The organism is Rhizobium grahamii, assembly GCF_009498215.1.
GTDB classification, from domain to species: Bacteria; Pseudomonadota; Alphaproteobacteria; order Rhizobiales; family Rhizobiaceae; genus Rhizobium; species Rhizobium grahamii_A.
In genome coordinates this window covers 488,502-507,349 of record NZ_CP043499.1, presented here as the reverse complement: position 1 = coordinate 507,349, position 18,848 = coordinate 488,502, and the positions used below count along the sequence as shown (strand labels likewise).

The following is an 18,848-nucleotide window of genomic DNA, read 5'->3' as shown; positions in this document are numbered from 1 at the left end:
CTCCGGTGCCGGGCTTGCGTGGGCCTTCATTCGGCCTGACGAGCGGCTGGTTATCGTCGGAATGTTCATTTCATTTTCGCGGCCATCCACCGGCATCCGACGCTTTCGCGAGCGGCGCAAACCGGCGATCTCTCTGCTTTATCCACTTCCTGTCCGCGCGTTCAGATAAACGCCTTGACCGACGCAGCAAGATATGGAACAAATATTCCATTCGCTGCGAGTTGCGGTTTGTTTATTTCATTTCGCAGAAGTCAGCGAGTGGTCGGCGGAGGGCCGACATCCGGAGTGAGGAGGGTGCGCCGGACACCGTTTGAGGAGGAAATGATGAAAAAATTCATGCTTGGCGCAGCTGCCGCGCTTCTGATGTCGACTGCAGCCCATGCCGAAACGGTCGGCGTCTCGATGGCGAAATTCGACGATAACTTCCTGACGGTTCTCCGGAACGGCATGCAGGATTATGCCAAGACCCTGAACGGCGTCACGCTTCAGGTGGAAGACGCCGGCAACGACGTTGCAAAGCAGCAGAGCCAGATTCAGAACTTCATCGCATCCAAGGTTGACGCCATCGTCGTCAACCCAGTTGATACGGATGCGACGGCTGCCATGTCCAAGCTCGCTGCCGACGCCGGCATTGCGCTCGTCTACGTCAACCGCGAGCCTGTGAACGTTGACACCCTGCCGGAAAAGCAGGCCTTTGTTGCTTCCAACGAAAAGGAATCCGGCACGCTGGAAACCAAGGAAGTCTGCCGCCTGCTGGGTGGCAAGGGCAAGGTCGTCGTGATGATGGGCGAACTGTCGAACCAGGCGGCTCGCATGCGTACCCAGGACGTGGAAGACGTTCTCAAGACGGATGAATGCAAAGGCCTTCAAATCGTCGAGAAGCAGACTGCCAACTGGGAGCGTACGCAGGGCTCCGACCTGATGACCAACTGGCTCTCCAGCGGCCTCGAGTTCGACGCTGTCATCTCCAACAACGACGAAATGGCGATCGGCGCCATCCAGGCGCTGAAGGCTGCCGGCAAGGACATGAAGTCGGTGGTGATCGGCGGCGTTGACGCAACGCAGGACGCTCTTGCAGCAATGCAGGCCGGCGATCTTGACGTCACCGTCTTCCAGGACGCCGCCGGTCAGGGCAAGGGCGCGCTCGACGCCGCTCTAAAGCTCGCAAAGGGCGAAAAGATCGACAAGAAGGTGTACATTCCCTTCCAGCTCGTCACGCCTGAGAACGTCAAGGACTTCGTCGCGAAGAACTAAGCAGGGCATCTGGATGCGGGCTCCGGCCCGCATCCATTTACAAAGACTGTCGGTATCGGGGAGGTATTGAGATGGCTTTAAGCCCGTCGACGATGGCAGCCGTGCGCGCGAGCGGCATTGTTCCTAACGCGGAATATCTTCTTGCTGCCGAAGGCATCCGTAAAGAATTTCCGGGCGTTCTTGCCCTGGATGACGTGCAGTTCAAGCTCAAGCGCGGCTCGGTCCATGCGCTGATGGGCGAGAACGGCGCAGGCAAGTCCACGCTCATGAAGATTTTGGCCGGCATCTACACGCCTGATCAAGGCGAAGTGCGGATGAAGGGCATTGAGATCCGCCTGAAATCCCCGTTGGATGCGCTCGAAAACGGCATTGCCATGATCCATCAGGAACTCAACCTGATGCCTTTCATGACTGTCGCGGAAAACATCTGGATCCGTCGCGAGCCGAAGAACAAATTCGGCTTCATCGATCACGGCGAGATGTTCCGGCTGACGGAAGAACTCTTTCAGCGGCTGAACATCGACATCGATCCTGAAATCCAGGTCCGGCATCTGTCCGTCGCGAGCCGTCAGATGGTCGAGATCGCCAAGGCCGTCTCCTACAATTCAGACGTCCTGATCATGGACGAGCCGACATCGGCGCTGACGGAGCGAGAGGTCGAGCACCTGTTTCGCATTATCCGGGACCTGCGTGCGCGCGGTATCGGCATTGTCTACATCACGCACAAGATGAACGAGCTCTTCGAAATCGCCGACGAGTTCTCTGTCTTCCGTGATGGCAAATATATCGGCACCCACGCCTCGACCGACGTCACCCGCGATGACATCATTCGCATGATGGTCGGTCGCGAGATCACCCAGATGTTCCCGAAGGAGGATGTCCCGATCGGGGACGTCGTTCTGAAGGTATCGAATCTCGCTCTCAACAACGTCTTTCGCGATATCTCGTTCGATGTTCGTGCAGGTGAAATCCTCGGGATTGCGGGCCTGGTCGGTTCCGGTCGCTCCAATGTCGCCGAGACCTTGTTCGGCGTGACCCCGGCATCGGCGGGAAGCATCGAACTTTTCGGAAAGACGGTCGATATCAGAACGCCGACCACGGCGATCCGCCACGGCATGGCCTTCCTGACCGAAGACCGCAAGGATACGGGCTGTCTTCTCATCCTCAATGTCCTTGAAAACATGCAGGTCGCGGTCCTGCACGATCGTTACGTCAAAGGCGGCTTTGTCCAGGAAGCGGCCCTCGAACAGACCTGCGCTGATATGGCAAAGAAGCTGCGCGTGAAGACGCCGCATCTCTTCGAGCGCGTCGAGAACCTGTCGGGCGGCAATCAGCAAAAGGTTCTGATCGGCCGCTGGATGCTGACCAATCCGAAGATCCTGATCCTCGACGAACCGACGCGCGGAATCGATGTCGGCGCCAAGGCGGAAATTCACCGCCTGATCACCGAGATGGCCAAGACAGGCGTCGCGGTCATCATGATCTCATCGGAAATGCCGGAAGTTCTGGGCATGAGCGACCGCATCATGGTCATGCACGAGGGGCGCGTAACGGGCTTCCTGAACCGCAGTGAAGCAACTCAAGTCAAGGTGATGGAGCTCGCGGCACAATAAGCGCCGTAACCCGTCCTGTCGCCAAGGGAGGAAGACATGAATACGAACACCGCCGAAGCGGCCGCAGCCATTCCCGCGAGATCCCGGCGCCATCGCGTTCCGCCGGAACTGAGCATTTTTCTCGTGCTCGTCGGTATCGCGCTGATCTACGAAATCCTCGGCTGGATCTTTGTCGGGCAGAGCTTCCTGATGAACTCTCAGCGCCTCACCATCATGATCCTTCAGGTTTCCGTTATCGGCATCATCGCCGTCGGCGTGACGCAGGTGATCATCACCGGTGGCATCGACCTCTCCTCCGGCTCGGTCGTCGGCATGACGGCGATGATCGCGGCAAGTTTTGCCCAGGCGTCGACCTGGCCTCGCGCACTCTATCCGGGGCTGACTGACCTGCCGTTCTTCATTCCGATCGGCGTCGGCCTGCTCATTGGCCTTGCCGCGGGATATGTCAACGGACAGCTCATCGCGAAGACGAAGATCCCGCCTTTCATCGCAACGCTTGGCATGATGGTGTCCGCGCGCGGTATTTCGAAGTGGTACACGAAGGGCAGCCGGTCTCCGGCCTGACGGAGCAGTTCAACTTCATCGGAACCGGTATCTGGCCCGTTATCGTTTTCCTTGTCGTCGCTTTCATCTTCCACATCGTCCTGCGCTACACCCGCTACGGCAAGTTCACCTATGCGATCGGCGCCAACCCGCAGGCTGCGCGTGTGTCGGGTATCAATATCGAAGCACACCTCATCAAGGTCTATGCGATCGCAGGTCTTCTCGCTGGCCTCGCCGGCATCGTGACGGCGGCGCGCGCTCAGACAGCTCAGGCCGGCATGGGCGTGATGTACGAGCTGGATGCGATCGCAGCGACCGTTATCGGCGGAACGTCTCTGACCGGCGGCGTCGGTCGGATCACCGGCACGGTTATCGGAACGGTCATCCTTGGCGTCATGACGTCGGGCTTCACCTTCCTGCGGGTCGACGCCTACTATCAGGAGATCGTCAAAGGCCTGATCATCGTGGCCGCCGTCGTTATCGACGTGCATCGTCAGAAGCGTCGCGCAAAACACTGACGCGCAGCGCAACGCTATAAAAATACGGCCCGCGATATCGTCGCGGGCCTTATTTTTTCAGTAGGGAAGCGTCTTGTGTTGCTCTTAGCGCAGAACTGATCAGCGCCTCGACGGGGCGCGGCACCATCGCGCTGATCAGAAGACTGGTGGCGTCTGCCCGGCCGAGCGATGCGCGGCGATCACGGTGTTAGCCATCAGCATGGCGATCGTCATCGGGCCGACACCGCCAGGGACCGGCGTGATCACCTCGGCGACATCAGCCACCTCGGCAAATGCGACATCACCGACGAGGCGCGTCTTGCCCTCGCCCTTTTCAGGGGCGGCAATCCGGTTGATGCCGACGTCGATAACCGTTGCGCTCGGCTTGACCCAATCCGCCTTGACCATTTCCGGACGACCAACCGCCGCCACCAGGATGTCGGCGTTGCGGCAGACTGCCGGCAGGTCCTTGGTGCGTGAATGCGCGATGGTCACCGTCGCGTTGGCATTCAGCAGCAGCTGCGCCATCGGCTTGCCGAACAGGTTGGAACGGCCGACGACGACGGCATTCAGGCCAGACAGATCCTCGCCATGGGTGCGGCGCACGAACACCATGGCGCCTGCCGGCGTGCACGAGACGAGACCGGTCTCGAGATCACCGGTCGCAAGCTTTCCGGCATTGACCACATGCAGGCCATCGACATCCTTTTCTGGACGGATCGACTGGATGATCGGATCGGATTTCAGGTGCTTCGGCAGCGGCAGCTGTACCAGGATGCCGTGGATCGAAGGATCCTCGTTCAGCGAGGCGACAAGGGTGGCAAGCTCTTCCTGGCTGGTTTGCTCCGGCAGCGTATGCTGCACGGACTTGAAGCCGCACTCCTTGGCCATCTTGCCCTTCGAATTGACATAGGCGTGGCTTGCCGGATCGTCACCGACGATGACCACCGCCAGACCCGTCGCCACGCCGCTCTGCTTTTGCAAAGCCGATGTCGCGGCCTTCACCGTCTCGATTACAGAAGCTGCAACCTGTTTGCCGTCGATTACTGTCGTCATGTCCTACCCAACAAAGGCATTGTGTCGTTGCTCGCATGTCACGCTGTTGGCACATGCAAAGCGGCTACCGGACACTAGGTTGGCGCGCAGGCAACCTCAATGTGGCGCTGACACATTTTATCAAAACAATCATCTGCAGCCGAGCACGCTGATGTAATCCATCAGGAAAGGATTTCGACCTGCTGCGCCAAGTCCGAACCTACTTCTCGGTAAGATCGCGACCACTTCCCTTTGCCGGAACGATCGGATCGCCTTCGGCTCGATCGCGGTGAAGGGCAGCGCGCGCGAGCAGCATGAACGTCACGGGCGTCGTGACGGTGACGAAAGCCCCGATCAGGAGCTCGTGGATTACCAGTCGCTCCGAAGCGAGGGAAAAGAAGACCATCGATGCAAGCATGATCGCGCCAACGCCCCAGCTGGTGCCAAGCGTCGGTGCATGAATCCGCTCGTAAAAGGTTGGCAACCGCAGAAAGCCGATTGCACCGATCAGGGCGAGCGATGCGCCGATCAGCAAAAGTCCGGCGACGATAGCGGCCGCCCAAATCGGCAGATCGGTGCTGTCATGGATCATTCGATAACCTCCCCGCGCATCAGGAATTTCGCAAGCGCCACCGTCGCCACGAAGCCGAGCATACCGATCACCAACGCGGCCTCGAAATAGACGCCGCGGCCGGTACCAACGCCGAAGGTGACCAACAGCAGCATCGCGTTGACGTAAAAAGTGTCGAGCGCGATGATGCGGTCCTGCGCGCGCGGGCCGATGAACATCCTGATCGACGCAATCGCCATTGCCGCCACCAGCATGAGCTGCGCGACCGAAACCGCCGTGAAAAGAATGATGGCGCTCATGCGAATATCTCCATCAACAGTTTCTCATACCGGTTCTTGATGGTGTCGCGCCAAACCGCCTCATTCTGGATGTCGAGGACGTGAAGAAGAACTGTATTGTCGTTGGAATCGTATTCGAGCCAGGCCGATCCCGGGGTACTGGTCAGGATGACGGCGAGCAGCGCCAGAGCGAACTGGTTTCTGATCTCGAGGTGAATGGTCAGGAAACCCGGACTATGCCGCTGACGACCACTTCGAAGAATGACCCACGCAACCGCGAGGTTCGATACGACAATATCGTAGACCACCCGGAAAAAGAGCTTCGGCAGCAGGTACCACTTGGCAAGGTTCGGCCTTTCCGGGCGCAACGAAGCCATGGCCCATGACGCTACCACGGCGACGATAGCGCCCAGCACGAACTGGCCGAGCGTAAACCCGTTGAGAAGCAGCCACATCAGTATCAGGCAAGCGGTCAGGATCGGATAAGGAAACATCTAGTGGCTCCCCGTTTCGCTGCCGGCGCCGCTTGCCTTGTAGTCCGGAATCCGCACAGCCTTGCTGACCGCATCGATGTAGACGCTGGGTTTGCGCAGCGTTCGGATGGTCGAATCCATATATTGCATTGCCGGCCCCGCCTGCACTGTCAGGCCAAGGGTCAGCAACAGCAGGAACATGACGGGCACGATCTCGATGACGAGAACCCGCGGCACTGTTCCCTCGATCGAGCTCCAGAAGGTTCGGATGCCCGCTCGCGTCATGGAAATCAGCGCTGCCACTCCAGACAGGATAACGAGCGTAATGAGTGTCCAGATCGCGGCAGTCGGCGGCACTCCGATCGCGCCCGTGCCCATCATCGCCGAAAGCATGGCAAACTTTGCGACGAACCCGGAAAGTGGTGGCAGACCGGAAAGCAGGATCGCGCAGGCGGCAAAGCAGACACCGAGGATAGCCATTGTGCCGGGCATGGCGACGCCATCAGCCTCCTCGGGCTCGTCCTCTTCCGCATCACCATAGGCTTCCATCGTAACCGCGAGAACGTTCGCTCCCGCATCCTGGCCGCGTTCCACGAGTTCGATCAGCATGAAGAAGGCGCTGATCGATAACGTCGAACTGACGAGGTAGAGCAAGCCGCCGGAGGATATCGCTCCGTCATTGATGCCAAGCACCATCAACAGCGTGCCTGAGGACACCAGAACGGAGAACCCGGCGAGCCGACCGAGCGCCTGAGAGGCCAGCACGCCGATGGTGCCGAAGATGATCGTGGCCATCCCGCCATAGAGAAGAACGATATTGCCGAACCCCGCGGACGGCCCCTCCCCGAAGAGCAACATCGTCAATCTCAAGATCGCGTAGATGCCGAGCTTGCTCATGATCGCGAAAATACCGGCGACCGGCGCCGAGGCGGCGCTATAGGCAGGTGGAAGCCAGAAGCAGAGTGGCCACATCCCGGCCTTGATCAGAAACACGATCCCGAGAATACCCGCTCCAGCTTCCATCAACATACGGCGATCGGGCTCGATGTCGGGAATGCGGGCGGCGAGATCGGCCATGTTCAGCGTTCCGGCGGTGCCGTAGATCAAGCTGACGCCGATCAGGAAGAGAAGCGCCGCCACGAGATTGACCGCGATGTAGTGCATGCCCGCCTTCACACGCAACGGACCGGAACCGTGCAGCAGGAGACCGTAGGATGCCGCGAGCATCACTTCGAAGAAGACGAAGAGGTTGAACAGGTCCCCCGTCAGGAAGGCACCATTTACGCCCATGAGCAGCAGCTGGAACATGCTGTGAAAGTGAGCGCCGACGGCGTGCCATCGCGCCATCGAGAAGACCAGCGCGGGGACCGCCAGCAGCGCTGTCAAGAGCAGCATCAGCGCAGAGAGCCCGTCGAGAACCAGAACGATCCCGAAAGGTGCTGCCCAATTCCCGAGAAGATAGACCCCCTCGAAATCATTCGGACCGCTCTCGATGCGGAAAAGCAGGAAGGCGACGAATGCAAGAATGACCGTGGCGGCAAGGCTGATCATCGCCTTGGTGGTGCGGCGGCGCTCATCGACGAAGAGCAGAACAGCGCTCGCCACGAGCGGAATGAGGATCGGCGCAATAACGAGATGGTGTGTCCAGCTGTTCATCGCGGTTCGTTCCTGCCGTCGACATGGTCATTGCCGGTCAGTCCACGGGAAGCGAGCAGCACCACAAGGAAAAGCGCGGTCGTTGCAAAGCCGATAACAATAGCCGTCAACACGAGCGCCTGCGGCACCGGATCGGCAAGCGCCGTCACCGGAAGCCCATCTCCCAAGATCGGCGGCACGTTGGCCTTGACGCCACCAACGCCGAAAATGAAGAGATTGACGGCGTAGGACAGCAGCGAGAGCCCGACAATAACCTGGTAGGTTCGCGGGCGCAGGATCAGCCAGATCCCGCAGCTCGTCATCACCCCGATCGCGATCGACAAGATCAGTTCCATTACGCCTCCTCCGACTTGGCGGTCTCTATCGCGCGAAGGCGGTTGATGCGGATCGACTGGTGCGCGAGCGCGACGAGAATGAGCACCGTCGAGCCGACAACCAGACTGAAGACACCGAGATCGAACAGAAGCGCGGTCGCCGCCGGCATTTTTCCAATCAGCGGCAACTCGATGTAGCGGGAATGGGTCGTCAGGAACGGATAACCGAATAGCCAGGCGCCCGCACCCGTCAGGAATGCCGTAAGCAACCCCGCCCCCATCCAGCGCAGCGGAAGAATACGAATTCGATCTTCCGCCCAGCGCGTCCCACCAGCGAGATACTGGAGCAGGAAAGCGATAGACAGCGTCAGTCCGGCCGAGAAGCCGCCACCCGGCAAGTCGTGTCCGCGCATGAAAATGTAGACCGCGAAGGTAATGACGACAGGAAACAGCCATTGCATAATCACGGACGGCACAAGCATGTAGTCGCGGACGGTATCCCCTGCAGAGCGCTCCGGACGCTCTTCATCGAAGCGGTTCTGGATCTGCTGCTGCTCGGGCATCCCCATGCTGTCATCCGCAGGGCGGAAGCGGCGAAGCAGCGCATAAACAGTCAGGGCAACGACGCCGAGGACGGCGATCTCACCAAGCGTGTCGAAGCCTCGGAAGTCGACGAGAATGACGTTGACGACATTGCGCCCGCCGCCCAGCGAATAGGCGTTCTCCAGGAAGTAATTCGCGATCGCGTCCGGCACCGGCATCGTCATGACCGCGTAGGCCATCAACGACATCGACACACCACACACGACGGCAAGCGCGAAGTCACGGAAGCGACGGAATCTCGAACGCAATGTCATCGTTTCGCCGAACCCCTCGCTCCGCTTCGGCAGCCACCGAAGGCCAAGAAGGATCAGAACCGTCGTGACGATTTCGACCAGCAACTGGGTGATGGCGAGATCAGGCGCCGAGAGCCAGATGAAAGTCGTGCAGACGATCAATCCGACGCCGCCAAGCATGATCAGCGCGGCAAGCCGATGGTATTTCGCGAGGTAAGCCGTGCCGATGGCAAGGCATATGCCGATCGCCCACAATGTCGCGAACACCGGATCTATTCCGGAATTGGTAAAGGGTCGGCTCTGAAAACCTCTGAGGTAAAGCGGCAGCAAACCGGCAGCAAAGCCCATCACCACGACCCAGCGCAGCTGCTGCTGGAGCCTGCGCGTTCCGAGCCGCTGTTCGGCGATACGAGCCCAACGCCAGGACACCTCGACTAGGATACGCTCGAAGATTCGTTGCCCCTTGAGCTTCCGGAATATGGGCGGGCCATCGTCGCAACGCGCGAAATAGTCTTTCAGCAGCACATAGATCGCCACGCCTCCGGCAAGCGCGATCGCGCTCATGATCAGCGGAAGATTGACGCCGTGCCAAATGGCGAGGCTGTATTCCGGCGTGTCCTCACGAAGAACGCTGACGACAGCCGTATGCAGGAAGGGACCGATCGACAGCGCCGGGATAATACCCACCACGAGGCAGAGGACCACCAGAAGTTCTATCGGAAAGCGCATCCAGCGCGGCGGCTCGTGCGGCTTGGCGACCGGCAGGTCGTGCGGCGGCGGCCCGAAAAAGACAGTGTGAATGAAGCGCAGGGAATAGGCGACGCTGAAGGCAGCGGCCAGCGTCGCGACATAGGGCAAAATTCGATCAAGGATCGAGTCCGCATGTGTCTCGACGGCCTCGGCAAAGAACATCTCCTTTGACAGGAAGCCATTCAGAAGCGGCACGCCCGCCATGGCAGCGCTTGCGACGATGGCAAGAGTGGCCGTGAACGGCATAAACCGGAACAATCCGCTGAGTCTTCGCATATCGCGCGTGCCGGTCTCATGATCGATGATCCCGGCGGCCATGAACAGCGACGCCTTGAAGGTGGCGTGATTTAGCATATGGAAGATCGCTGCGACCGTTGCCAGCGGACTGCCCAGGCTGAGCAGCGTCGTGATCAAACCCAGGTGGCTGATTGTGGAGTAAGCCAGAAGTCCCTTGAGGTCTCGCTGGAACATCGCGAAATAGGCGCCAAGCAGGAGTGTGATAATTCCCGCCGCCCCGACGATCCAAAACCATTCCCAGGTGCCTGAAAGCGCGGGCCAGAAGCGGGCAAGCAGGAAAACGCCCGCCTTGACCATCGTTGCGGAGTGAAGGAAGGCCGACACCGGCGTCGGCGCGGCCATCGCATTCGGCAGCCAGAAATGGAACGGGAACTGCGCGCTCTTCGTCAACGCGCCGAGCAGAATGAAGATAAGCGCCGGCAGATAGAGCGGATGAGCACGAATGATGTCGCCTGAAGCGAGGATCTTGTCGAGGTCGTAGCTGCCGACAATGTTTCCGAGCAGAATGAGGCCGATCAGCAGGCAAAAGCCGCCGATCCCGGTGACGGTCAGCGCCATGCGGGCACCGTCACGTGCCGCGGCGCTGTTGTGCCAATAGCTGATCAGCAGGAATGAGAAAATGCTCGTCAGCTCCCAGAAGACCGACAGCAGGATCACGTTGCCGGAAATCACGATCCCGAGCATGGCTCCCATGAAAGCCAGAAAAAATGAGAAAAAGCGCGGAACGGGGTCCTCTTCCGACATGTAGTAGCGAGCATAGAGGACGACGAGCAGACCGATCGCGGTAACCAGCATGGCGAAAATCCATGCAAAACCATCCATCCGCAACGTGAAATCAAGGCCAAGCTGCGGGAGCCATTGCAGCTTGTAGTAAACCACGCCCCCGCCCGAGACCGCGGGATAGTTAATCGCCGTAAGAAGTAGTGACGCCAGCGTCACTACACCGGCCAACCCCGCCGGCAGGCGGCGCGACGACGTGTTCAACAGGAACACGGAAAGAAAGCTTCCGAGAAAGGGAAGGACAAGCAGCGCAAGAAGAGAAATCGATCCGCCTGTTATCCCAACACCTTATTCCTTCGCTTTTGTCTCCGCCAAATCCACCATCAGATGCAGAATCAACCGCTGGTCTTTCGGCGAGAATTGCCTTATATGAAAGATAGTAACCAATATGGGCAGCTTTGCGCAATGGGTCACGCGAACAATTCGAAGATTCTGACACCGGCACTTTGTCGCGCAGCGCGAGGCCTCCTCGATTGGACCCAAACGGACCTCGCCGATCGCTCGGGTGTGTCGCGCAGTACGATCAAGGATTACGAGGGCAGCCGACGCCACGAAGTGCACCGTGCCACGGAAGCGCAGTTACGGCTAGCCTTCGAGAATGGCGGCGCCACTTTTGTCTGCCTTGAGGATGAAACGGTGGCGCTTTGCACCAAGCGCGTGACAAACACCTGAGCTTCACCTTGGATCGGAGACCTGGCGCATTGCGCCAGATCGTCAAAGCAGCATCGAAGCGCCTCGGTCGAGATAGGTATCAAGAAACTGCTCGAGACGCGGATGACGCGGCTTCTTGAAGACCTCCTGCGGCGGACCGGTGAAGAGAATCTTGCCGTGATCAAGAAAAGCAATCTGCTGCCCGACCGTGGCCGCAAAGCCAATCTCGTGTGACACAACCACCATGGTCATGCCTTCCTTCGCGAGGTCGCGCATGACGTTGAGCACTTCGCCTGTCAGTTCGGGGTCGAGCGAGGATGTCGGTTCGTCGAAGAGCATGATCTTCGGCTTCAAGGCGAGCGCACGAGCGATCGCGACACGCTGCTGCTGACCGCCGGAGAGTTGCGAAGGATAGTGCCCTGCCCGCGCTTCGAGGCCAACCTTGACGAGTTGCGCCATGGCACGCTCCTCGGCCTCCTTGCGGTTCATCTTGTGAACGGTCTTCAGGGCTTCACTGACGTTGCCGAGCGCCGTCATGTGAGGCCATAGATTGAACTGCTGGAACACCATGCCGATCTGCGCACGGATCGCACGATTGGCGGCGGGGGAAATACGCTCGCGCACCCCTTGGGCGTTCTCCGTGAAGCCAAGAACTTCGCCATTGACTGTGATCGTGCCCGATGTTGCCTCTTCCAGAAAGGCCATGCAGCGCAGAAGCGTGCTCTTCCCGAGCCGGATGGGCCGATCAGGCACGACACCTGACCCTGCGGAATATCAAGACCGACGTCCTGCAGGACGGTGGTTTCTCCGAACCGCTTGACGAGATTTTTGACTGCGATCGCGGGAAGGCTCATGCGTTGAAAAACCTGAATCTGGTGAGTTTCGTTTCGACGAGGTGGCCAAGACGGCCGGTGATCTCGACAAGGATCCAATAAAAGAGCGCCAGGACCGTAAGTGCCTCTACGAAGGCATACTGCTGCGCGCCGATGGCACTCAACGTTGCCGTCAGCTCCGGCACCGTGATGATTGAAAGAACCGCTGTTTCCTTCATCAGCAGGACAGCCATATTCAACGACGGCGGCAGCACAAGCATCGTCATCTCTGGCAAAAGGATGCGCCTGATGATCTGGCTCTGGGTGAGCCCGACGCATTCTCCTGCCTCGATATGGCCCTTGGGCACCGCCAGAAAGCCGGAGCGGAAGATCTCGCTGTAGTAGGCCGCCCCATAGATGGAAATGCCGATGAGACCTGCCGGCAACGGATCAAGATTCAATCCGATGAAGGGGCCGCCGTAGTAGACCAGAAAGATCTGGATCAGGAACGGCGTACCGCGCAGGACGGCGACGATGAAGCCGAGGACTTTGTCCAGTAAGAAACCGCCGAACCGACGGCCTACGGCGACGAAGAAGCCGATGACGGCGGCAGCAATGGTGCCTACGACCCAAATGAGAACGGTGACGCCGGCACCGCTTGCGATCGCCGGCAACTGGTCGCGAATGACGTTGATATCGAAGGTCATCGCGGCACTCCCGGCAAGGAGCGCTCGATGAAATCCCCGGCAAGTGCGACGATCCAGTTAATCACGAGATAGATGAGACCGGCGGCGGCGAATATCTGCAGCGGCAGGAAGGTGCTGCCGGCAAGGTCTTGCGCCATTCGGGTCAGCTCAATGACACCGACGACTGACACGAGCGACGACGCCTTGAGAATTAGAATAGCTTCGTTGACGAGGGCCGGAAAGGTGAGGCGCAAGGCAATCGGCGCCTTGATGCGTCGAAAGATCTGGCCAGGCGTCAGGCCCACCATCTCCGCCGACTCGATCAGACCGACCGGCACGCTGGCAAAGCCACCGCGCATGTTTTCCGCCTGGTAGGCGGCCGTGCAAAGCGAAAGGCCGACGATTGCCGCAACGATGCTCGGGACATTCAATCCGATCGCCGGCAGCATATTGTAGATCAGCAGCAACTGCACAAGCAGAGGCACGCCGCGGAAGAAGCTGATGAATATCTGTGCAGGGGTAATGAACAGCCGCTTCTTGGAGAGAAGCATGCCCGATAGCAGGATCGCGATGGCGAAACCGATCAAAATGGAAACAACGCTGATCGCTACGGTGTAAATCGACGCGTAGAGAAGCAGTTCAAAGAGTTTAATGGACATGTCCGGCTTTCGTCCGCCTGGCTGTCATAATGGCGCCTGTGATTGCGCCCCGGTGGGGCGCAATCACCGATCGGCCTGTTATCAGAACGCAGGGTCCTTGACGGCATCCGGCGTATCGAAGGTGGCGCCGAACCACTTCTTCTGGAGTTCGGCCATGCGACCATCAGCCTTGATCTTCAGCAGAGCGGCATCGATGGCGTCCATCAGCGGCGCATGATCGGCATCCTTCAGGCCGATGAAGCCGAAATAGGACTTCTTGCCGAAAGGCGGCAGGACGACCTCGAACGTGCCCTCACGCTGCTTGGCGACGAAAGCGATGTTCGGCAGCGAGTTCGCAACACCAGCGATACGGCCGGCAGCAAGGTCAGCGTAAGATTCGGTGAAGGCGGGATACTCGCGAACATCAACCTTAGACGGCAGCGTTGCCGCAAATTCCTTCAGCTGATCGAGCTGCGACGTCGCCTTGCCGACACCGATCGTCTTGCCGGCAATGTCTTCCGGCTTGGAGATCGTGGTATCGCCGGCCTTCTTCAGGATGGCGATCGTGGCTTCGGCGATCGGCGGCGTGAAACGGTAGCGCTCCATGCGCTTCTTGGTGATCGTGGCTGGACCAGCAACCACGTCGAATTTTCCGGCCTCGAGTGCCGGGAATACGCCGTCCCAAGGAAGCGCCACCCACTCGATCTTGACGCCGAGCTCCTTGCCGATTTCCGCAAAAAGATCAACGTTCAGGCCAGCATGCTCGCCGGCATCGATAAAATCAAACGGCGCGAAGGCGGTTTCGGTGCCGACTTTCAGCGTACCGGCCGCCTTTACAGCGGCAAGCGTATCGGCCGCATGCGCCGACAGGGTCGCACCGACCAAAAATGCGGCGCCGACGAGGCCCTTGAGCAGTGAACGTGCGATCATGATTGTCATCTCTCCAGTTTTCGCATCCGGCAGGATGCGTTCGAGTTCCCGATTTCAGTCCCGTGTTGCAGGCTTCTTTGACCCGCTTTTGACTATACAAATAGATATAGGCTGGCCTAAGGTGTCAACGTCAAAGTCGACGAAAGCAATTTTTGTGCCGAACATCTACTTTCAGGCGCAGGCTTGGTCTTTGCGTCGTTTTACGTGCAGCGGTAAACGGGTGTCGCGTCTTGGAACCAATCTATATCAGGATATTCAAAGACATCGAAGCGAAGATACTGAGCGGAGACTGGCGCCCGGGAGATCGCATCCCGAGGGAGCACGATCTCGTCAACGATTATGGCTGCTCGCGCATGACCGTGAGCAAGGCGCTGACGGCGCTCGTCGAACGGGGGCTGGTGGTTCGCAAGCGCAAGACAGGATCGTTCGTCGCGGCGCCACAGATCAACCGGACCGTCATGGACATTCAGGACATCGGTACGGCCGCCACGCTGGCAGGCTACGAGCATCGCCATGAAATACTGACGCGCAAGATCGAGACGTTGGGGCCGGTCGAAGCGGCCCAGCTGAACAGCATAGCAGGCGTCGAGATTCTCAGAATTCACTGCCTGCATATCGTCGACGGAAAACCAACCGCGGTGGAACGCCGGATCATCCTTCTCGATACCGTGCCTCTTGCCAGGACCGAGAGCTTCGTTGGTGCGCCGCCGGCGAAATGGCTGTTGTCGCAGGTCCCCTGGTCGAAGGCGAAACATGTGATACGCGCCGTCTCCGCCGACGCGGCAACGGCGCGCATTCTCAAGATCGATCGCGGCGATCCATGCCTCAACCTCATACGCCAAACGTGGCAGAATGATCGCATGGTGACATATGTCGAGATCACCCATCCCGGCGATCGCTTCCAGTTTGCCGGAATCTTTCATCCAACCGAGAGTGCGTTGCGTCAGTAACCATAGCGGGGAAACGCGTTGAGCGACGAACAGGTATTTCGTGGAATTCCGCTCAAGGGCCTGCAGGCATTCGAGGCCGTGGGCCGCTGCGGAAGCGTTATGGCGGCGGCGGCCGAACTCAACGTTTCTCCGGGCGCCATCAGTCAGCAAATCCGCAAGATCGAGAGTTTTCTCGGCATTACCCTTGTCGAACGCAGTGGCAGAACGGTCGAGCTGACGCAATGGGGAAGGCTGTACCACCGCGAGATCTCGAAAGGCTTCGAGCAGTTCGCTCTTGCCCAGCAGGTGCTGGAACGGGCACGTAACGAGAATGCGCTGGTGCTCAGCGCCCTGTCTTCGGTCGTCAACAAATGGATCGGCAGACGCATTTTTGACTGGCAGGCGCTGCATCCCGATGCGCATGTGCGCGTGACCGGACGCGACAGGGAGCCGAGGATGGGCTTCGACGAAGTCGATTTCCGTGTCAGCTATGGATCCGACGTCCTGCAGCATGATCACTATGCCGAACTCTTTCGCGATTGGGTTGTTCCGGCTTGCTCCCCTGCGCTCCTCGGCAAGGGAGAATTGAGGGCCGCGGATTTGTTGTCCTATCCATTACTGCACGTGGAGTGGGAACGGCATTTCACGCCCTACCCCAGTTGGGCTGAATTCGCGACAAAGATCGGAGCCGGACTGAAAGGCCAACCCTCCGGCTTGTCATTCACTCTATCGAGCAGCGCCATCGACGCTGCCGTCAACAAGCGCGGCATCGTACTTGCACAGATGTCGATGATTTCAGACGAACTGGAAGCGCAGACGCTGGTCATCCCTGTCGATATCAGGATGCCGCTCCGCGAGAGCTATTTCCTTGCCTGGGATCGCTCGGCGCTGCAAAAACCTTACGGCTCCGAATTTCGCGACTGGGTTATCGCAATCTCGAGGCGGCAAGCTCAGCTTTCCGCGCCTACGGCCTCCTAGACGAGACGAAAAACGGTTGATCCAAGCCGCAGGTTGCGATTTCTTCTAGACTGCGCTGATGAACGTCCATGGGGGATGGTTAGCAATGTGCAGCCTCGGAATCTCGAAGTACAGATCTCGGATTAGCAAGCTCGCTCTGGCGCTGGCATCGACCGTGTTTTTGTCGGCGGCGTTCTCTGACCAATCGTTCGCGGAAACCCGCCCGCTCTCCGAGATCAACCAGAAGACCGAGGCTCGTATTCAGCGCGAGATCTCTGACCGGGATCTACGATGCTACAAGTTCATCCTCAGAGACTTCAGATCGCGCAAGATCAAGCAGTCGGACATTCTCGTCACTTTCGACGATCCCGAGGTTGATGGCATCGGTGTCGGGATATCCGAGACAGACGAGAACTACAGCTGCGAAGATGGCGAAATGCGAGCCTGGGAAGGTGGAAAGTATGAGGTCGTCAAGACTTTTCCCTAGGTCGCACTGCCGTCCTCAGTATCGAGCGTCCTCCAGGCCGCAGAAGGGATCGACCGGGTTCGTCCCGAGGAACGGCTTGCGGCCCAGCATGCAATCCACGACGGCTTCCTGGACGCTGTCCATCGTCGAATAGGCGTTGATGTAAGCTGGCACGCGCGGAGCATCGTAAAGATGATAAGGGTGCCCGAAGGAGATCATGACGGAAGGAATGTTCGTCCAAGGGCGATACATGGCCTTGAACAGGCCGCCGCCGCCCATCTTGTGCCAGTCGACGAATATCCGGCCTCGCACGAGAAGCGACTCGTCGCCCAACGCATAGATCACAAGATCGAAATCCTCCTGGTTTGGGACAATGTCCGGTCGATCGATCGTGACCTCGAATCCCTCTCGAACCAAAAGCTCCGGCAGCGAGAATTTCAGCGGCTGAGGCATGAGCGGATGGATAATCCCTCCATCCACCATCAACACGCGTTTCGTCTTGGCAGGATCGAGCGGAAAGATGCCGTGGACATCCTTCACCAACGTTGGCGACCTCGCGATAACGTCCCTGGACGTCGTGACACTTTCGGGATTTGCGAGAACGCTGCGCGCTTGAGCGGCATCCGGCAGGACATCTGAAGGCTGAAAGAGCTTCAGGTGTGCCTTCAGCGCCAGCACCCTGACAACAGCTTCCTCCAGCCGCTCAGACGTTATCAGTCCACTTTCGACCCCGGATTTGACCGCCGCCATATCCTCCTCGGGCGCGTCGCTGAAAAGGATCATGTCACAACCGTTGGCAATGATCTCGGGCATCGTCTGCGTATGATGCCCCCACGCCGACAAGCCACCCATCGGCGTGGCATCGGAGACAATGATGCCATTGAACCCGAGTTGATTGCGCAACAGGTCGACGTTCAGCAAGCGGGAAACCGACGCCGGCCGGAAAGCTTCAAGCGCCGCATCGGGATGCTTCGATCTGATATAGGCGGGCAACGCGATGTGGGCGCTCATCACAGACAGAACACCCTCTCCGATCAGCCGCCTGTAGAGCCGCCCGAACGTTTCTTCCCACTGCTCCATGGAGAGCGGGTTGACTGTAGTGACGAGATGCTGGTCGCGGTCGTCATATCCTTCGCCAGGCCAATGCTTTGCGGTAGCAGCTATCCCGTTCTTCTGCAGGCCGCGGACGTGGGCAACCGCATGGCGTTCGACCTTGTCGATATCCGAACCATAGGAGCGCGTTCCGACGATCGGCGACCGGAAGGCTGCATTGATGTCGATGACCGGCGTGAACGACCACCGCACGCCCATCGCCCGGCCTTCACGCGCCAGTATCTCCGAACTTTTTTCCGTCGCTTCCACGTCATCCACGGCGGCAAGGCCAAGCTGGCCGAGCACCGGGGTACCGAACGCGAAGGAATGACGGCTTCCTTCCAGGTCGGCACTGATGATCGGTGGAACCTTGCTTCTCTCGACCAGATCCGAGATCACGCGTCGTTCAAAGTCGAGATCTGGCGTGAAGAACCTGGTCACACCGCCCGGCCGCAAGGCGCCAATGCGCTTGAACTCCTCTTCATCCGTCCCGATCATGATCAGGGTAAAGAGCTGACCGACCTTTTCATCGAGGCTGAGCGACGCATAGATATCACGCACCCAGGCGATCGCAGTCTCGTCGAGACTGAACGGCGGTTCGCGCAGTTGATCGTAGATTGTCATGAGTTCCTCCCCCATCCCGTAACGATCGCTAGGTGCTCACGATACGCGATCGCTGACAAGGAGTGTTCGAGGAATATCCGAAGCGTGATTGCTCAGACCGGGCAGCCGCAGCGGCACGCAAAGGAAAGTGCGCTGCAGCCGATAACGTGCCTGTCGCATCCAGGAT

At 59.0% G+C, this 18,848-nt stretch carries 17 protein-coding genes and 2 pseudogenes; 7 read left to right on the top strand and 12 right to left on the bottom strand.

What is annotated here, in order from left to right:
- Positions 1-324 precede the first annotated feature (324 nt).
- The 3 genes and pseudogenes from FZ934_RS21225 to FZ934_RS21215 all read left to right on the top strand — a co-directional run bounded on the left by FZ934_RS21225 (position 325) and on the right by FZ934_RS21215 (position 3,928).
- Positions 325-1,254: a sugar ABC transporter substrate-binding protein gene (locus FZ934_RS21225; RefSeq protein ID WP_153272880.1), complete on the top strand. Its 930-nt coding sequence runs from the start codon at positions 325-327 to the stop codon at positions 1,252-1,254.
- A 71-nt stretch (positions 1,255-1,325) separates the two neighbouring features.
- Positions 1,326-2,867 (top strand): sugar ABC transporter ATP-binding protein, encoded by a 1,542-nt coding sequence (locus tag FZ934_RS21220; protein ID WP_153272879.1) that lies wholly within the window; start codon positions 1,326-1,328, stop codon positions 2,865-2,867.
- Positions 2,868-2,903: 36 nt separating this feature from the next.
- Positions 2,904-3,928, top strand: a pseudogene (locus FZ934_RS21215) (ABC transporter permease).
- 135 nt (positions 3,929-4,063) lie between these two features.
- Here FZ934_RS21215 and folD read toward each other — a convergent pair.
- From folD to FZ934_RS21180, 7 genes are all read right to left on the bottom strand, one after another.
- Positions 4,064-4,963 (bottom strand): bifunctional methylenetetrahydrofolate dehydrogenase/methenyltetrahydrofolate cyclohydrolase FolD, encoded by a 900-nt coding sequence (gene folD, locus FZ934_RS21210; RefSeq protein ID WP_153269491.1) that lies wholly within the window; start codon positions 4,961-4,963, stop codon positions 4,064-4,066.
- 199 nt (positions 4,964-5,162) lie between these two features.
- Positions 5,163-5,534, bottom strand: a complete 372-nt coding sequence (gene mnhG, locus FZ934_RS21205; RefSeq protein ID WP_153272878.1) for a monovalent cation/H(+) antiporter subunit G — start codon at positions 5,532-5,534, stop codon at positions 5,163-5,165.
- Positions 5,531-5,812: a K+/H+ antiporter subunit F gene (locus FZ934_RS21200; RefSeq protein ID WP_113363843.1), complete on the bottom strand. Its 282-nt coding sequence runs from the start codon at positions 5,810-5,812 to the stop codon at positions 5,531-5,533. The genes mnhG and FZ934_RS21200 overlap by 4 nt, the downstream gene beginning before the upstream one ends.
- Positions 5,809-6,285, bottom strand: a complete 477-nt coding sequence (locus tag FZ934_RS21195; protein WP_153272877.1) for a Na+/H+ antiporter subunit E — start codon at positions 6,283-6,285, stop codon at positions 5,809-5,811. The genes FZ934_RS21200 and FZ934_RS21195 overlap by 4 nt, the downstream gene beginning before the upstream one ends.
- Positions 6,286-7,920: a monovalent cation/H+ antiporter subunit D gene (locus tag FZ934_RS21190; RefSeq protein ID WP_153272876.1), complete on the bottom strand. Its 1,635-nt coding sequence runs from the start codon at positions 7,918-7,920 to the stop codon at positions 6,286-6,288. It lies immediately after the preceding gene.
- Positions 7,917-8,255 carry a Na+/H+ antiporter subunit C gene (locus FZ934_RS21185; RefSeq protein ID WP_056815445.1) on the bottom strand — a complete coding sequence of 113 codons (339 nt, stop codon included), beginning with the start codon at positions 8,253-8,255 and terminating at the stop codon, positions 7,917-7,919. The genes FZ934_RS21190 and FZ934_RS21185 overlap by 4 nt, the downstream gene beginning before the upstream one ends.
- Positions 8,255-11,161 carry a monovalent cation/H+ antiporter subunit A gene (locus FZ934_RS21180; protein WP_153272875.1) on the bottom strand — a complete coding sequence of 969 codons (2,907 nt, stop codon included), beginning with the start codon at positions 11,159-11,161 and terminating at the stop codon, positions 8,255-8,257. Before FZ934_RS21180 ends, FZ934_RS21185 begins: the two co-directional genes overlap by 1 nt.
- Positions 11,162-11,257: 96 nt before the next feature.
- On the opposite strand from FZ934_RS21180, the gene FZ934_RS21175 reads away from it, so the two are divergent.
- Positions 11,258-11,569 (top strand): helix-turn-helix transcriptional regulator, encoded by a 312-nt coding sequence (locus FZ934_RS21175; protein ID WP_432443660.1) that lies wholly within the window; start codon positions 11,258-11,260, stop codon positions 11,567-11,569.
- 42 nt (positions 11,570-11,611) lie between these two features.
- On the opposite strand, the pseudogene FZ934_RS21170 reads toward FZ934_RS21175, so the two are convergent.
- From FZ934_RS21170 to FZ934_RS21155, 4 genes and pseudogenes are all read right to left on the bottom strand, one after another.
- Positions 11,612-12,402 (bottom strand): annotated as a pseudogene (locus tag FZ934_RS21170) (amino acid ABC transporter ATP-binding protein).
- The gene (locus FZ934_RS21165) at positions 12,399-13,067 is read right to left on the bottom strand and encodes an amino acid ABC transporter permease (protein WP_153272873.1); all 669 of its coding nucleotides are present in this window, start codon (positions 13,065-13,067) and stop codon (positions 12,399-12,401) included. The pseudogene FZ934_RS21170 and the gene FZ934_RS21165 overlap by 4 nt, the downstream one beginning before the upstream one ends.
- Positions 13,064-13,705, bottom strand: a complete 642-nt coding sequence (locus tag FZ934_RS21160; RefSeq protein ID WP_153272872.1) for an amino acid ABC transporter permease — start codon at positions 13,703-13,705, stop codon at positions 13,064-13,066. The genes FZ934_RS21165 and FZ934_RS21160 overlap by 4 nt, the downstream gene beginning before the upstream one ends.
- 81 nt (positions 13,706-13,786) lie before the next feature.
- Positions 13,787-14,614 carry a transporter substrate-binding domain-containing protein gene (locus FZ934_RS21155; protein WP_113363884.1) on the bottom strand — a complete coding sequence of 276 codons (828 nt, stop codon included), beginning with the start codon at positions 14,612-14,614 and terminating at the stop codon, positions 13,787-13,789.
- A 230-nt stretch (positions 14,615-14,844) separates the two neighbouring features.
- Here FZ934_RS21155 and FZ934_RS21150 point away from each other — a divergent pair, with 230 nt between their 5' ends.
- From FZ934_RS21150 to FZ934_RS21140, 3 genes are all read left to right on the top strand, one after another.
- On the top strand, positions 14,845-15,564 hold the full coding sequence (locus tag FZ934_RS21150; protein ID WP_153272871.1) for a UTRA domain-containing protein: 720 nt from the start codon (positions 14,845-14,847) through the stop codon (positions 15,562-15,564).
- 18 nt (positions 15,565-15,582) lie between these two features.
- Positions 15,583-16,521: a LysR family transcriptional regulator gene (locus FZ934_RS21145; RefSeq protein WP_153272870.1), complete on the top strand. Its 939-nt coding sequence runs from the start codon at positions 15,583-15,585 to the stop codon at positions 16,519-16,521.
- Between the two features lie 85 nt (positions 16,522-16,606).
- Complete coding sequence (locus tag FZ934_RS21140; RefSeq protein WP_246738002.1) at positions 16,607-16,987, top strand: hypothetical protein; 381 nt, start codon at positions 16,607-16,609, stop codon at positions 16,985-16,987.
- Between the two features lie 15 nt (positions 16,988-17,002).
- Here the strand turns inward: FZ934_RS21140 and FZ934_RS21135 are convergent, their stop codons facing one another.
- A complete protein-coding gene (locus FZ934_RS21135) occupies positions 17,003-18,682 on the bottom strand; it encodes a glycoside hydrolase family 3 protein (protein ID WP_153272869.1) in 1,680 nt (559 codons plus the stop codon).
- Positions 18,683-18,848: the final 166 nt, after the last annotated feature.

Excerpts from the sequence above, each read along its gene's own strand:
- FZ934_RS21220 (WP_153272879.1), top strand. The coding sequence starts at position 1,326 with ATGGCTTTAAGCCCGTCGACGATGGCAGCCGTGCGCGCGAGCGGCATT.
- FZ934_RS21160 (WP_153272872.1), bottom strand. The coding sequence starts at position 13,705 with ATGTCCATTAAACTCTTTGAACTGCTTCTCTACGCGTCGATTTACACC.
- FZ934_RS21200 (WP_113363843.1), bottom strand. The coding sequence starts at position 5,812 with ATGAGCGCCATCATTCTTTTCACGGCGGTTTCGGTCGCGCAGCTCATG.
- mnhG (WP_153272878.1), bottom strand. The coding sequence starts at position 5,534 with ATGATCCATGACAGCACCGATCTGCCGATTTGGGCGGCCGCTATCGTC.
- FZ934_RS21155 (WP_113363884.1), bottom strand. The coding sequence starts at position 14,614 with ATGATCGCACGTTCACTGCTCAAGGGCCTCGTCGGCGCCGCATTTTTG.
- FZ934_RS21190 (WP_153272876.1), bottom strand. The coding sequence starts at position 7,920 with ATGAACAGCTGGACACACCATCTCGTTATTGCGCCGATCCTCATTCCG.
- folD (WP_153269491.1), bottom strand. The coding sequence starts at position 4,963 with ATGACGACAGTAATCGACGGCAAACAGGTTGCAGCTTCTGTAATCGAG.
- FZ934_RS21165 (WP_153272873.1), bottom strand. The coding sequence starts at position 13,067 with ATGACCTTCGATATCAACGTCATTCGCGACCAGTTGCCGGCGATCGCA.
- FZ934_RS21195 (WP_153272877.1), bottom strand. The coding sequence starts at position 6,285 with ATGTTTCCTTATCCGATCCTGACCGCTTGCCTGATACTGATGTGGCTG.
- FZ934_RS21225 (WP_153272880.1), top strand. The coding sequence starts at position 325 with ATGAAAAAATTCATGCTTGGCGCAGCTGCCGCGCTTCTGATGTCGACT.
- FZ934_RS21135 (WP_153272869.1), bottom strand. The coding sequence starts at position 18,682 with ATGACAATCTACGATCAACTGCGCGAACCGCCGTTCAGTCTCGACGAG.
- FZ934_RS21185 (WP_056815445.1), bottom strand. The coding sequence starts at position 8,255 with ATGGAACTGATCTTGTCGATCGCGATCGGGGTGATGACGAGCTGCGGG.
- FZ934_RS21140 (WP_246738002.1), top strand. The coding sequence starts at position 16,607 with ATGTGCAGCCTCGGAATCTCGAAGTACAGATCTCGGATTAGCAAGCTC.